This is a genomic window from Testudinibacter sp. TW-1, assembly GCF_050613185.1.
Taxonomy (GTDB): Bacteria; Pseudomonadota; Gammaproteobacteria; order Enterobacterales; family Pasteurellaceae; genus Chelonobacter.
Genome location: NZ_CP192511.1, coordinates 2,214,962 through 2,228,316 on the forward strand (window position 1 = coordinate 2,214,962; position 13,355 = coordinate 2,228,316).

The following is a 13,355-nucleotide window of genomic DNA, read 5'->3' on the forward strand; positions in this document are numbered from 1 at the left end:
TCTGATCTTTAAACGGCTTGGCTTAAATTCGTTTAAATACCAATGATGTATTTACGCCACCAAAAGCGAAATTATTATTCATGACATAATCGGTTTCAAGATAACGGCTGCTGCCTTGGATATAATCCAGCTCTCCACAACGAGGATCAATATTGACTAAATTTGCCGTAGCGGCAAAGTAGTTGTCGTTCATCATGGCAATGCTAAACCAAGACTCCAGGGCGCCACAAGCACCCAAAGTATGGCCAAGATAGCTTTTTTGTGAGCTAATCGGCATGTTCGCACCAAATAAACGGTTTGTTGCTACGGTTTCGGCAATGTCGCCTTGTTCTGTTGCCGTGCCATGTCCGTTGACATAGCCGATAGCGGAAGGTGGAATAGCGGCATCTTCCAGCGCCAATTTCATGGACTGATACATGGTTTCACTTTCTGGACGGGTAATATGTGCGCCATCGCAATTACTACCAAATCCTACGATTTCCGCATAAATTTTTGCCCCGCGCGCTTTGGCATGGTGGTATTCTTCCAATACCAGCATACCGGCGCCTTCGCCAATCACTAAACCGTCACGGGCCGCATCATAGGGGCTAGGGGTGAGCTTCGGGGTATTGTTTTTCAAGCTGGTGGCATATAGGGCATCAAATACATAGGATTCACTTGGACAGAGCTCTTCGCCACCGCCAGCCAACATCATCGGGATTCTACCGTATTTTATCGCTTCATAAGCATAGCCGATTGCTTGACTACCTGAAGTGCAGGCGCTGGAAGTGGGAATCAACCGACCTTTCAAACTAAAGAAGATGGCGATGTTAGCCGCAGTGGTATGTGGCATCATCCGAACATAGGTATTGGCATTGAAGCCGTCAGATTTGCCTAAACTGATCAGTTGGGCAAGATCACACACATCTTTGGTGCTGCCGGTGGAAGAGCCGCTGGCTACCCCCATTCTGCCGTCTTTAATGGTGGCGTCGTCCAGCAGTCCGGCATCCGTCAATGCCATTTCGGCGGCATTAACACAGTATAGTGATACCGGTCCCAAGCTGCGCAATTGTTTGCGTGTCCAGTGTGCAGGCGGTTGATAATCCAAAATAGGGGCGGCAAGGCGAGTATTTAATTCCGGAAAGCGATCCCAGTCATTCATATGGACTACGGCATTTTCCCCACGTTCAAAATAACTGCGAATGGTTGTCCAATCACGCCCCAAGGCAGTAATCCCGCCAATACCTGTTACAACAACTCTTTTTAACATAAACCACCATTGACTGCCAATACTTGACGAGTAATATAATTTGCCTGTTCCGACATTAAAAATACGACGGCTGCAGCCACATCGTCCGGTTTGCCCATTCGTTGCATGGGAATAACTTTGAGGATTTCTTCCACGGGGACATTGTCATCAAGCATATCCGTATCGATTAAACCGGGCGCAACGCAGTTTACCGTAATCTTGCGTTTCGCCAGTTCGATAGCCAAGGATTTTGCTGCGCCGATGATACCGGCTTTGGACGCGCTGTAATTGACTTGTCCGCGATTGCCGACCAGCCCGGAAACAGAGGTGATACAGACAATGCGCCCTGCACTGCGCCGACGGATCATCGGCATCATCGCCGGATGCAATACATTATAAAAACCGTCCAGATTGGTCCGTAATACTTGATCCCAATCATCATCGCTTAATGCCGGAAAAGCATTGTCACGAGTCAATCCGGCGTTCAACACTACGCCATAATAAGCACCATATTGCTCAATATCGGCTTCCAATAAGGTTTTGCATTGTTCACGATTTGAAACATCAAATTGTAAAATTCTGGCAAGGCCACCCGCACTTTCAATTTCCTGTTTCACTGTTTGCGCATCTTCCCGACGGTTACGACAATGTATGACAATTTCATAACCTTCAGCGGCCAGCTTTAGTGCGATAGCTTTGCCAATACCTCGACTGGATCCGGTGACTAATACCGATTTTTTCATACAAAATCCTTAATTAATAATTTTGTAATAGATCGTTGATCATCAGATCGGTTTGTCCTTGTACGCCGGTGACTTTCACATTGTCTTTTTCATCACCGCGTTGTTTATAGGAAACTTCGCCGATATTGGAGCGGGTATCACCTTGAATTTCGCTTAAGCGTAATTTGGCTCGTAACACATAACCGTCTTCGGCGCGTAAGGAATAGGCTAAAACATACTTGCAGCTTGCGGCATAGTCCAAGCCTTTTTCAGACGTAATCCCTTTTTTATTCAGGCTGTTGGCAAGATAATTAGAGAAATCGGTAATAGGAGGATTGGCACTATCTTTAATGCAAATATGCTTTAGATCATCGCGTTTTTCTACCGGTTCGCTATTACTGATGGTCGAGCAGGCTGTTAGGGCTGCAGTGGAAAGCATTAATGGTAAAATCAATTTTTTCATTTTACAAATCCTCTCTTATTGTTTTATATTGTTTTAAATTATTCATTGTCATTATTCGGGCTATATACGCTTAATGTAGCTTTTGCCAATAAGCCATCAAGCGGCAAATCGGTTGGTTTTTCGCCATCAATCCAGTGCATTGTAGCATTAAATACTCCAAAACCGTTACTGTCCTGTAGCGATAGCTCCACTTTGATTTGCACTTTACAATTAATCGGTAAGCTATTGCAAAATAATTCATATTTACGACTTCCCAGCAAAAAGCCGAGCCTGACCGCTTCATTTTTATCCAAAGCGTGACATCCTGACCAAGCGGCCACACCTTGCGCCATGATCTCAATGGCAATATACATAGGCAACTGTTGGTGTTGTACAAAAATATGGTTGTCAGTGATTTCGGCACGGGCGATTAAGCTATTTTCATCATAATGGGTAATTTCATCTAACAGCACCATTTCACCGGAGTGCGGTAATAATTTGGCAATATCTGTTATGGGTAATCGCATTATACTTCTCCTATAATCAAAATCGCATTATTGCCGCCAAAGGCAAAGGATGAGCTTAAACCGATACGCCGCCGGTTATCTGCCCAGCGGCTTTGTTCGTCAGTCAATTGAATCGGCGGTAAATTCGGATCCGGTTGTTTGTTCCAATGCTGTTTGGGTAGTTTGCCGTCAGGATTCAATTCGCAGCTGATTACACCCCATAAAATAGCGGCCTCCACCGCACCGGCAGCGCCTAATGTATGTCCGGTTAAGGTTTTGGTGCTGGTGCAGGGAACGCCTTGTGGGAAGCAGTGTGCCATTGCAATACTTTCCATCGCATCATTATGAAGGGTTCCGGTACCGTGCAGGTTAACCCAGCCGATTTGTTGTGTGGTTAAATGGGCGGAGGAGAGTGCGGAATTAATTGCCGCAATTGCACCACGGCCATCAGGCGCCGGAGATGACATATGATAGGCATCGGAACTGCTGCCATAACCCAATAAAGGCAGACCGGTTTTATCCTTACCGGCTAAAAATACTGCCGCGCCTTCACCAATATTAATTCCGTCACGATTAGCCGAAAACGGCTCGGCAATGGATTTTGATAAAGCCTCTAAAGTATGGAAGCCATTAATGGCAAGGTGTGCCAACGAATCGACACCACCGCAAATCACCACATCGCATAATCCTGCATTCAGCAGGCGTGCCGCACTGATAATAGCTCTGGCACCGGATGTGCAGGCGGTGGAAATACAGTAGGAAATACAGCGCAGACCATAATGTGCCGCAATAAAATCTGCCGGTGAGGATAGCAACTGAAATTCATGGCAATAGCGGCTATTTTGCCAATTTTGCTGTTGGTGAAATTGCTGAAATGCTGCGACATTTTCTTGATTGCCGGTATTGGTCGTGCCGATAATCACCGCAATGCGATCTTTACCATATTGAGCGATAGATTGTTGGATTTGGTTATCCAGTTGTGCAACCGCTGTCCATAAAAGTTGATTATTACGAGTACGGTAGATTGCGTCGGTATTTTCCGGAAAATCAGATAAATGCGCGACATTTCCCACAAAAATGGAGTGGTTTGCAATCCAATCGGTATTTACTTGTAATGGCGGCGATTGATTAGCCAGCAAGAAATCGATATTAGCTTTAAGGTTGCCCCCCATGGCACTGACTAAGCTTGGTTGTTGAAGATAAATCATGGCTAAAAAATCCTGTATTCCTATGGTAATGGCGTGATTCGCCATGCTTCATTATCAATGTGAATCACAGCGTGTTGATCAATAGATTGTATTTGCCAATACTGATCCGTAGCCAAATTTTTATATAAAGCTGACCGCACTTTTGCTGGTGTTTGCCAATATAAAATCGCCGAAAATAAACGGGAGGCTTGGTTATTCGGTGGCAGAAATCCATCATTTTGCCAGCCCTTCGGGGTTAAAATTTGGCGTGCTAAAGGCGCACCTAACGCATTGGTTTGAATCCAGCGTTGTCCTTGCGCAAAAGGCTGCACCAGTAATAATGAGGTTTCGTATGTTTGTTCGTTTACAATCGAATATTGTCGAACCCCCTCCAACGGTGGCAATGAATTGGGCAATAGCCAATTTTGAGTGCAGGCGGTTAACAAGAATGCGCAAGCAGCATGGCAAAGTGCGGTTAATTTCATGCTGTTTTAGTCCTGTGTTGCGGTACCGCAAATTTCGGCCAAGGCTGTCAAGCGGCGTTCGGATTTTGCCACATAAGGATTATCACTATCCCAAGCATAACCCGCTAAAATAGAGCTGAGCATGGCTCGAATTTTAGGATCCGGATTACGCTCATAAATCACATCTTGGAAAGTGTTATCATACCAACCGAATACATAAGTACGGAAAGCGTTGATACCAATCATCAGCGGATCAACGAATTCCGTCTGCCAATTGACGTTTTCACCGCGTAGTTGTTTATCCAGGGCATTGACGGCTAAATCAGCAGAGTGCATTGCCACCGTAACGCCTGACGAAAAGACCGGGTCAAGAAATTCAGAAGCATTGCCCAGCAACGCCCAACGCTCTCCGTACAAGGATTTGACATTGGCAGAGTAGCCTTGCAGGGTATTAAATGGCGTATCCCATTTTGCATTGCGAATTAGACGGTTCAACATTGGGATTTCACTGGCATATCGCCGCAAGATGGCTTCGGCAGTTTGTTCCGGAATATGAGTGAAATTATGTGGTTCGGACACTACTCCGATGGAACAACGCCCATTAGAAAAAGGAATAAACCACAACCATACGTCCCGTTGTGTCGGATGAGTGCAAATCAGGATTTTATTCCGATCAAAATTGCTATCGCCAATATTATCTTCGATATGGGTGAAATGAGCATGGCGTACCGGTAAGCTGCTTGGGGTTTCCAAATCAAATAAACGAGCCAACACACGACCATAGCCACTGGCATCCAACAGGAATTTGGCTTCTATATTCAATGTTTCGCCGCTGTTATCATTACGCACCAATACCTTAGCCCGTTCATCATTCGTCTCCGCAGTCAATACGGTATGCTGATAGTACACCTGTACCCCTTGTTTTTCGGCCTCGTCTATCAAAATTTTATCGAAAATGCCACGTTGTACTTGATAAGTCGTGCCCGGACCCGCGGTAAACTTGTCGCTGAAATCAAAATAGGTATAACGATTCCCCCAAGTAAATGCCGCACCGTTTTTATGTTGAAAATTGGCCGCATTGACGGCGTCCAACATGCCGGCTTTTTTGATTAATTCCATACAATGCGGCAGCAGACTTTCTCCGATACTGAAACGGGGAAATTGCTGACGTTCCAATACGATAACCTTATAGCCCTTTTGACATAACAATGCGGCGGCAACCGAACCCGACGGACCGGCACCGATAATAGCGACATCTGTTTGAATAGTTTTCATCGTGTTCCTTAATTTAAGTTATGACTCACAAAAATTTGATGTTTGATTTAATTTTACGGCTAATAATAAATTCCACCCGATACCGATGGAAACGCTCAGGCCGAAATGCGCAACCGCGGCAGTCTGGCTGGCTGCAAGTAAACCAAAGGAAATAACGGTAGTGGCAGCGGCCAGAAAAACACCATTTAACCGCCAGTGTTGCGGGGTATTTTTCAATTGTGCATAAATGGCATAATCTACGCCAATGGCAGAAGACAACAGTAAACCAAAAATACTGAATAAACCGATAGGCACATTCAGCCAGCCCAGCGTTAATATCGTTAATACCACTGAAACTAGCGGCACGGCAATAATTTTAGTGGCCTGTGTCCGCCCGAATGCCCGCCATAACAGTAACCATACCAATAAGAAAGAAGCCAGTTTTAATCCACCGGCCTGCCAGCGAGCCTGATTGAAAGTCTGGTTTAAATTTTGGCGATAATCTACCCATTGCACATTGTTAAATTGTTCGGCTATGCGTGCGACAGTATGAATATCAATTAAGTGATTTAGCGTAATCATGCTGGCAACTTGACCTTGTTGCTCACCCAGCCATAAGTTTGCCCAACGCTCCGCTAGCGGTGAGGCAAGTGCGGTGGAAATATCCAAGGGTTTTAATTGCTGCAACTGCTGAATTTCCCGTTGCCATGCTGATAGTGGTACGCCCAGCTGAGCAAGCAGGGAATCCTGATCAAACTCTGTAATTTTAGCAAGATTTTGTTGAATTTCCCGTTGTTTTTCTGTTGAATTTACAAATTGGCTAATCGCATTAAAATCCCCTAATTTGCCTTGTTGTTTATACTTTTCCAATTCGGCGGCAACATTAGCATCTAAATCGAGCAATGCGGTTTCGTTGTCCGCCTGCACAATGAAAAATTGTCCGGTAGGATTAATACCGGTTTTATCTGCGATGTCTTTTGCCTGTTTAAGCCATTGCGGAGAGGTGGAAATCCAATCACGAATATCATCATGCCATATTGGTGGGTTGATGAAACTGAAAAGGCATAACAGAGCGATCGCCCAATATTTTTTTGGAGTTATAAATTGCCAAAATTTTTCCAATTTTAAGCGTATTTGGGTGGCAAGATCCGGTAAAAGTGCGGTCGGTTTGGGTTGCCATTTGGCGAAGAAAAACGGTAATACCCATAAGCTGCAACAAAATGCGGACAGCAGGGCAAAAATAGAAAAAACGGCGGTTTGCTGCAAGATCGTCAAAGGCGTCCATAATAGCATCAAATAACCGATAACGGTGGTGAACAAACCAATTGCAAAGGGTTTCCATGTGGTCGTGATAAAATAAAATGCTCGCCACTTTTCGCGCCAGCTATGAACCAGCCAATGTAAGGGAAAGTCCATTGCCAAACCGATTAAGCTGGTACCTATCACCAAGGTGAGTAAATGGATCTTGCCAAAAATCAGAATGCACGCCATAGCGCCGCTTGCCAGCCCCAATCCCATCGGTAAAATCAGATACAGCAGTCGCAAGGTACGGAATGCCAACCATAAAATCAGCAACATTGCCGTGATGCCAATCATCGACAGCATACGGCTTTCCTGTTCACCTTGTGCTTCGCCTAATGCGGTATAAATTGCGCCACCTGTGAGTAATAAATCGCCATGTTGTAATTGAATCTGCTGTTGACTGGTTTTTAATAAATCCAGCAGACCGGTTGTTGCCGCAGGATACAATATGCCGCGCACCAATAGCCAGGTTTTATCCTGATCCTGCACTTGAAAGGTATTGCTGCCGAGATCCAATTCGACTTTTGAATAGTCGGTAATCCGGTTTAGTACCGCATTACCAAAGCCTAGCCAGTCTTGTGCCAGCGGAAGCATGGAAATGGCGAAAGGATCGGCAATCTGCTTCGCCCGTTGCAGCAGAAAATCGTGAGCAGGGAGTGAGGAAATAGTTGTCGGCAATGCAGCCAGGCGAAGTGCGGTCAAGTTTTGTGACAAAGTTGTCAGCGCTGTTTCGGCTTGCCAATCTATACGCTGAAATAAATTGCTATGTTGCCAGCTGTCGACTAAATCTTTGGTTAAATGAACCGCACTTTCCTTGTCTGTCGCACCGATTAGGGCAATAATTTGATGATTAAGCTGTTGATTAATTTTAGCAATAGCCTGTCTTTGCAGTATCGGTTGCGAACCGGAGGGCAGTAATGACATTAAGTCACGGTCGATCACGGAATGCTGGTGCGCCGTCCATATTCCATAAAAAAGCAACGAAACGACCGCAATCAAATACATTGCGGCTGATAACGTTTTTTTTCTGGCATTATAAGGCATCTTCGGCTAGCCCTGTAAGCGGTTGGTTGATACGCTGTTGCTGCAATAAAATACGGCTACTATCGCCTTGTGCTTCATAGAGTTCGATCTGTTGTACGCTGTTACCGCCTTGAATTTCAATTTTATTGAAAATACTTTTCAGCAAAAAGGAAGTGGGAATCAGTTGTAATTGCCAGTTGTCGGCATTGCCTTGCAGCTGCAAATCAAACTGTTCTTTTAAGCCCTGCGTATTGCCGCTTAGTAAATCCAGAAACAATTTGATTTGCTGCATTTCGGCATTCGCCGCCGATTTTTGTTTTACTTTTGCCCATCGGTTATTCAGCCGATATTCTATGCCGTTTTGTGGTGTCATACGCATAATGTTGTCGATAGGCGTTTCCATTTGCCACAGTAAACCTTTGCCCTGCGCGATGGCAAACTGCCCGGAACTCAGCAACGGCTTTTCCAAACCGTTGAGAAAACGTTGCTGTATAAATTGCCCTTGTACGGTTTGAGCTTGGCGTAGCTGTTGTTCCAATTCGGTAACATCAAATGCGTAGGAAAACAGGCTAACGCACATGAATAAGATGCCGAGTAATTTTTTCATTTGAATTTCCTATATATTAATTGCTTTTCTAACCGCACTTTGCCAGCTTTCCGGTGTAATGAATTGCATTTCCTGCGTAACCAAATCGACGGCGACTTGGGTTGTGCTGGCACGGGTCAGGCGTTCGCCGCTGGCTTTGTCAAAAATGGTGTAATTGACTTTTAAGCGGGTTTCCCACTCCACCAATTCTGCCCGTACGATGATTTGCGTACCAAACATTGCCGGTTTGACATATTTTAGCTCAAGGCCTACCACCGGCCAGGCATAACCGAATTTGCCCATGGTGTTGTAGTTATAATCCAAGGCGTCCAGTAAGGCGCAGCGTGCAATTTCCAAATATTTGACATAATGGCCGTGCCATACGATATGCAGACTGTCCACATCAAAAAATGGTACTTTAATTTCGCTTTCAATGACGAAACACCCTTTTTTTCTCATACTATTTTTTCCAAAAAGAATAAAAATTAAACCATTGCAAGGGTACTTCCGTACAACGTTTTGCCAATTCATCGGCAAAGCGTTGCGCCCAATATTGCACGGATTCTGTTCGTTGGTTTCTGCTCCAATCTATTTGTCTGGTCAGACGGGATAAATGGAGTTGATATCTTCCGGCGATCTTATGGCAAAATAATAAATTGACCGGTGTTTTTAACAAACCGGCCAATAACCACGGACCTTGCGGAAATTTTGCCTCGGCATTTAAAAAGTCGACCATGACCGTTTTTTCGCCCCGTACCGGCACACGGTCAGCGGCAATCGCAATCCATTCACCGTTAGCAATACGAGTTTCCAGCAATAACATGGTTGCCATATCCAGCTCATTCACCTGAATTAAATTTAATGTGTTGCCCCCCAATTCCTGCAATACCGCATTAAAGGCTTCGGCGTGTCTGCTGTGTACCAACACATTCATGCGTAATTTTTGATGATGTGCCGCTAAGGTGCGGCAGATTTCCACATTACCCAAATGAGAGCAAATCAACATTTGCCCACGGTTGCCTTGTCCGCTGTTGCGAATGTCCGTATATAAGTCATCGGGATCAAATACGTCAATATCCGTATAGGTCAAACGTCGTTGCCACACCGCAAAGCGATCTTGGATTGCTTCGGCAAATTGTAAAAATTGGCAAAAAACCGACCGCAATTTAAAGAGATTGCTGCCCAAATAAGCCGCTAATTTTTGTTGATATTCCGCGATAGCACGACGTTCTTGCGGCGCAGTCAGATAAAAATAGCTTACAATGCATATTGTGATGATTTTCATCAACCATGCCGGAGTATATTTGACTAAGAAAGCACTGAGTTTGAGTACCCAAAGATTGCCTCGCTCTTTCTTTTCTGCCCAGTGACTCATCAGTTAGCTCTTAGTAATGTTTTGATTTTATTAAAAATCATCGTGAAAAATAAACGGGCGTGCATTTTGCTGATCAGCCAATTATCCTGCCATACCCGGAAATGGGAAACGCCTTGCTCACCATATTGTACTGCTGTCGGAATCCATTGTAACCGGTAGCCCTGCCAATATAAACGGACAAGGATTTCCACATCAAAATCCATAAAATTACCAATTTTTGCAAAATCTAACGCTTGCACGGCCTTAAGTGGGTATAAACGAAATCCACACATACCATCTTTAATATCCAAAGACAGAGTATTAATGGCAAGCCAAAAGTTGGTGATTTTACGCCCATATAAACGCGCTTTCGGCACATCAGCGCCATATACCGGCGCACCGCAAACAATATCATTAGGATATTGTTTACTACGTTGCAAAAATTTGGCAATGTCGGTCAAATCATGTTGTCCGTCCGCATCCACTTGCAGGGCATAATCATAGCCTTGTTCAATGGCATATAAAAATCCGCTTTTGACCGCAGCGCCTTTACCGCCATTTTGTTTACGGTGGATAATCGTTACGCCATTAGTCGCTTTTAATGGGTTTAATGCGGCTTGACTTTCCGCATTAGAGCCATCGTCCACAATCAGACAATCCAAACCTTGTGCCTGAATTTTTTCCACCACCGCCGCAATTGTACCGGGGTGATTATAATAGGGAATCAGGATAATCATTTTCATTGTTATACCTTATACACGATACGTCCCGAAGCACAGATCACGGTTTGGCTATCTTCTTCTTTCGTAATATTAAATGTTAATTTGGATTTTATACTATCCCAACGCAGGGTCATGATAATTTCATTATTTGGGCGAATAAATTGTTGGTATTTTAAATTCTCAACACCATCAATTTGTGCGGGTAAACCCAAGGACTCGACCAACTGAATTGCCCATTGAAGTTGTACCACGCCAGGAACTAAAGGGAAACTGGAAAAATGACCGGAAAAGTAGGTTAGATCCAAGGGTATGGTGCCGATAAATTGCTGTTCCTGATGCCGTGAAATATCCCACCGCGCTGATATTTGCGATATAGATTGCCAAACGGGGGCGCATGGCTTATTTTTGAATAGTGCCAAGACATCGGACTTAATGATTTTGCCCTGTGTATTACGCGGCAACGCCGCAACGAAACGCCAGAAACGAGGAGTTGCCAAATTACCCAGTTGTGTTTTGATTGGTAATGCAAGCGTTTCGCTTAACACTTTTCGCCCTTGATTTTGTAATAACCGAATTCCGTTTTCACTCAATACGGTTAAGGCAATCAAACGAGGTTGTTGCGGGTGTTGAAAACAATAGCATTCTTTTACTAAATCTGATTGATTTAAGGCTTCTTCCACGAGATCAAGGGAAATGCGTTTGTCCGCCAACTTCATAATGCGATCTTGCCGCCCCTGTAGGACAAAGCGATCGTTTGCCTGAAATACCAATACATCATTAAGAGGCTCTGTTTGATCTATCCAGGCAGAATTTACGCTTAATTGAACGGTGTGTTGAAATTGTACGCTCGGCAATGCTTGCCAGACAGTATCACCTTGTCTACTGGCAATCACGCCGGTTTCCGTGCTGCCATAAATCTCATCAATAGCTAAACCATATTGTGCAAATAATTCGGCAGTTGCGGTAGGGAGCTTTCCGCCGGCGGAGAAAATACGTTTTATTTTATGTCGAAATTTCGCCCAATTATGATGTTCGGCAAAATGGTTTAATAACATCGGGCTGGCTACCCAGCAGACGCTACGATCAGCTTGCAAAGTTTGTTCAATCAGCATTTCGGGGAAGAGCCACTGTTCCGTACAAATCGCGGCGAGGGAAAATAGCGGCAACATAATGCAAAAAGTCAGTCCATATAAATGCTGTTGGCTCACCGTGTTTAAAATCAAATCATCAGCAGAGATGGCAAAATGTTTTTTTAACATCTCCGCTTCCGCCTGAAATTGCCGCAGGGTTTTCTTTATTAGTTTCGGTACTCCGCTGGAACCGGAAGTTTTTAACCATAAAACAGAATGCGGTGAAATAGTCTCAGTAATATCAACCTCTTGTGAGGGCAATATATTTACTGGGTGGCGATTTGCCTGGGATAATGAATAAACTGGAATATTTAATATCAAATTGACATCATCGGTTAAGCAATAATCTTGAGCATTTGCCCATTGTAAGTTATTTTCCGATAAATCCGGCAATATGAATACTTCCGCTTCGACTTTCCATGCGGCAAGCAAGGCTTGAATAAAAAAGTGGCTTTCTCTAAACCATAAAACCACTTTGGATTTAGGTATTAAATGTTGGGCTAAAATAAGCGTTTGTTCGCTAAAGTGCGGTGACTTCTCACAACGCTTTGTCACTTGTGAATAATAGGCAAATTGGGAAAGGTCAAAGGGAAAAAATGCATTCATATTATCTATTTTAATTAACTTTCAGCTTAAATTTGCGGTAACACCATTCAATAAAGAACAAGCACCCCATGAAAAAATAAGAAATCAATCCGGTATAAATCGCCCAATAATGTTTATTGATATAAATTAATGCAATAGTGACGGTACAATTAAAAACAAAGAATCCTAGCCAAATTTTAGTGACAGTTCGGGTATAGCGAACGCCTTCCGAGGGCAAATCAGGATATTGCAAGCGGGCAAAACGTTCCACCATGCTTTGTGCCGAGAATAAACTCATCGCAAACACAAAAAGCATGGTACCGTTGATTAAAACCGGATACCAATACATCAGATTTTCATTGCCGATAAGCCATGAACAGGCAAGAAAAATACTGATAACATAGCTGATGATTTGCTGCGCTTTGTTTTTTTGCCACCAGCTGCGGGCCAGCCATAACCCTAACATCAACAACAATAAATAACGAAAGTCAATTTGCTCCCGCGCAAAATAAAGCAAAAAAGGATAGCTCACCGACAATAGTATAAGCGTAGTGCCGACAATCAGCTTTACCCGCTTAGTAGGCATTGTCATTATGCTTCCGTTTGATTGAATTTATTCAATACTGCGGTGACGACATCTTGTACTGTGCGTACGCTGCGAAAATCTTCAGCTTGTAATTTGTGTCCGGTTTCACGTTTGATATAGTCCATTAAATCAATCGCATCAATGCTGTCAATTTCCAAATCCGTATATAAATTGGCTTCCGGTTTGATTTGCTCCGGTTCGATCTCAAATAAATTTTCCAACGCGTTACGCAAGGTTTGATAAATTTCTTGTTCAGTCATTATG

General features: G+C 43.9%; 15 protein-coding genes. All 15 read right to left on the bottom strand.

Translation table 11 applies throughout. The features are described 5' to 3' along the window. Positions 1-22: 22 nt before the first annotated feature. Positions 23-1,249, bottom strand: a complete 1,227-nt coding sequence (locus tag ACQ31U_RS10580; protein WP_431051866.1) for a beta-ketoacyl-ACP synthase — start codon at positions 1,247-1,249, stop codon at positions 23-25. Next, entirely contained in the window at positions 1,243-1,971 is a 729-nt protein-coding gene (gene fabG / locus ACQ31U_RS10585; RefSeq protein ID WP_431051868.1) for a 3-oxoacyl-ACP reductase FabG, read from the bottom strand. Before fabG ends, ACQ31U_RS10580 begins: the two co-directional genes overlap by 7 nt. A 13-nt stretch (positions 1,972-1,984) precedes the next feature. Next, entirely contained in the window at positions 1,985-2,413 is a 429-nt protein-coding gene (locus ACQ31U_RS10590) for a hypothetical protein (RefSeq protein WP_431051870.1), read from the bottom strand. Positions 2,414-2,451: 38 nt separating this feature from the next. After that, positions 2,452-2,919 carry a dehydratase gene (locus ACQ31U_RS10595; protein ID WP_431051872.1) on the bottom strand — a complete coding sequence of 156 codons (468 nt, stop codon included), beginning with the start codon at positions 2,917-2,919 and terminating at the stop codon, positions 2,452-2,454. Then, positions 2,919-4,106, bottom strand: coding sequence for a beta-ketoacyl-ACP synthase (locus ACQ31U_RS10600; protein WP_431051874.1), 1,188 nt, complete (start codon positions 4,104-4,106; stop codon positions 2,919-2,921). The genes ACQ31U_RS10595 and ACQ31U_RS10600 overlap by 1 nt, the downstream gene beginning before the upstream one ends. Positions 4,107-4,126: 20 nt before the next feature. Continuing rightward, entirely contained in the window at positions 4,127-4,570 is a 444-nt protein-coding gene (locus tag ACQ31U_RS10605) for a hypothetical protein (protein ID WP_431051876.1), read from the bottom strand. A 6-nt stretch (positions 4,571-4,576) separates the two neighbouring features. Beyond that, a complete protein-coding gene (locus ACQ31U_RS10610) occupies positions 4,577-5,824 on the bottom strand; it encodes an NAD(P)/FAD-dependent oxidoreductase (RefSeq protein WP_431051878.1) in 1,248 nt (415 codons plus the stop codon). Between the two features lie 18 nt (positions 5,825-5,842). Then, complete coding sequence (locus tag ACQ31U_RS10615) at positions 5,843-8,029, bottom strand: MMPL family transporter (RefSeq protein ID WP_431051880.1); 2,187 nt, start codon at positions 8,027-8,029, stop codon at positions 5,843-5,845. 109 nt (positions 8,030-8,138) lie between these two features. After that, positions 8,139-8,735 carry an outer membrane lipoprotein carrier protein LolA gene (locus ACQ31U_RS10620; RefSeq protein ID WP_431051882.1) on the bottom strand — a complete coding sequence of 199 codons (597 nt, stop codon included), beginning with the start codon at positions 8,733-8,735 and terminating at the stop codon, positions 8,139-8,141. A 9-nt stretch (positions 8,736-8,744) separates the two neighbouring features. After that, complete coding sequence (locus ACQ31U_RS10625) at positions 8,745-9,173, bottom strand: acyl-CoA thioesterase (RefSeq protein WP_431051884.1); 429 nt, start codon at positions 9,171-9,173, stop codon at positions 8,745-8,747. Between the two features lies 1 nt (position 9,174). Then, entirely contained in the window at positions 9,175-10,089 is a 915-nt protein-coding gene (locus ACQ31U_RS10630; RefSeq protein WP_431051886.1) for a glycosyl transferase family 2, read from the bottom strand. Then, on the bottom strand, positions 10,089-10,811 hold the full coding sequence (locus ACQ31U_RS10635; RefSeq protein WP_431051888.1) for a glycosyltransferase family 2 protein: 723 nt from the start codon (positions 10,809-10,811) through the stop codon (positions 10,089-10,091). Before ACQ31U_RS10635 ends, ACQ31U_RS10630 begins: the two co-directional genes overlap by 1 nt. A gap of 2 nt (positions 10,812-10,813) precedes the next feature. Further along, a complete protein-coding gene (locus tag ACQ31U_RS10640; protein WP_431051890.1) occupies positions 10,814-12,526 on the bottom strand; it encodes an AMP-binding protein in 1,713 nt (570 codons plus the stop codon). A 10-nt stretch (positions 12,527-12,536) separates the two neighbouring features. After that, on the bottom strand, positions 12,537-13,097 hold the full coding sequence (locus ACQ31U_RS10645; protein ID WP_431051892.1) for a hypothetical protein: 561 nt from the start codon (positions 13,095-13,097) through the stop codon (positions 12,537-12,539). Beyond that, positions 13,097-13,351: an acyl carrier protein gene (locus tag ACQ31U_RS10650; RefSeq protein ID WP_431051894.1), complete on the bottom strand. Its 255-nt coding sequence runs from the start codon at positions 13,349-13,351 to the stop codon at positions 13,097-13,099. Before ACQ31U_RS10650 ends, ACQ31U_RS10645 begins: the two co-directional genes overlap by 1 nt. Positions 13,352-13,355: the final 4 nt, after the last annotated feature.

Coding starts and splice junctions, on each gene's coding strand:
- ACQ31U_RS10610 (WP_431051878.1), bottom strand. CDS start 5,824: ATGAAAACTATTCAAACAGATGTCGCTATTATCGGTGCCGGTCCGTCG.
- ACQ31U_RS10605 (WP_431051876.1), bottom strand. CDS start 4,570: ATGAAATTAACCGCACTTTGCCATGCTGCTTGCGCATTCTTGTTAACC.
- ACQ31U_RS10600 (WP_431051874.1), bottom strand. CDS start 4,106: ATGATTTATCTTCAACAACCAAGCTTAGTCAGTGCCATGGGGGGCAAC.
- ACQ31U_RS10650 (WP_431051894.1), bottom strand. CDS start 13,351: ATGACTGAACAAGAAATTTATCAAACCTTGCGTAACGCGTTGGAAAAT.
- ACQ31U_RS10595 (WP_431051872.1), bottom strand. CDS start 2,919: ATGCGATTACCCATAACAGATATTGCCAAATTATTACCGCACTCCGGT.
- ACQ31U_RS10635 (WP_431051888.1), bottom strand. CDS start 10,811: ATGAAAATGATTATCCTGATTCCCTATTATAATCACCCCGGTACAATT.
- ACQ31U_RS10630 (WP_431051886.1), bottom strand. CDS start 10,089: ATGAGTCACTGGGCAGAAAAGAAAGAGCGAGGCAATCTTTGGGTACTC.
- ACQ31U_RS10640 (WP_431051890.1), bottom strand. CDS start 12,526: ATGAATGCATTTTTTCCCTTTGACCTTTCCCAATTTGCCTATTATTCA.
- ACQ31U_RS10645 (WP_431051892.1), bottom strand. CDS start 13,097: ATGACAATGCCTACTAAGCGGGTAAAGCTGATTGTCGGCACTACGCTT.
- fabG (WP_431051868.1), bottom strand. CDS start 1,971: ATGAAAAAATCGGTATTAGTCACCGGATCCAGTCGAGGTATTGGCAAA.
- ACQ31U_RS10615 (WP_431051880.1), bottom strand. CDS start 8,029: ATGTCATTACTGCCCTCCGGTTCGCAACCGATACTGCAAAGACAGGCT.
- ACQ31U_RS10620 (WP_431051882.1), bottom strand. CDS start 8,735: ATGAAAAAATTACTCGGCATCTTATTCATGTGCGTTAGCCTGTTTTCC.
- ACQ31U_RS10580 (WP_431051866.1), bottom strand. CDS start 1,249: ATGTTAAAAAGAGTTGTTGTAACAGGTATTGGCGGGATTACTGCCTTG.
- ACQ31U_RS10625 (WP_431051884.1), bottom strand. CDS start 9,173: ATGAGAAAAAAAGGGTGTTTCGTCATTGAAAGCGAAATTAAAGTACCA.
- ACQ31U_RS10590 (WP_431051870.1), bottom strand. CDS start 2,413: ATGAAAAAATTGATTTTACCATTAATGCTTTCCACTGCAGCCCTAACA.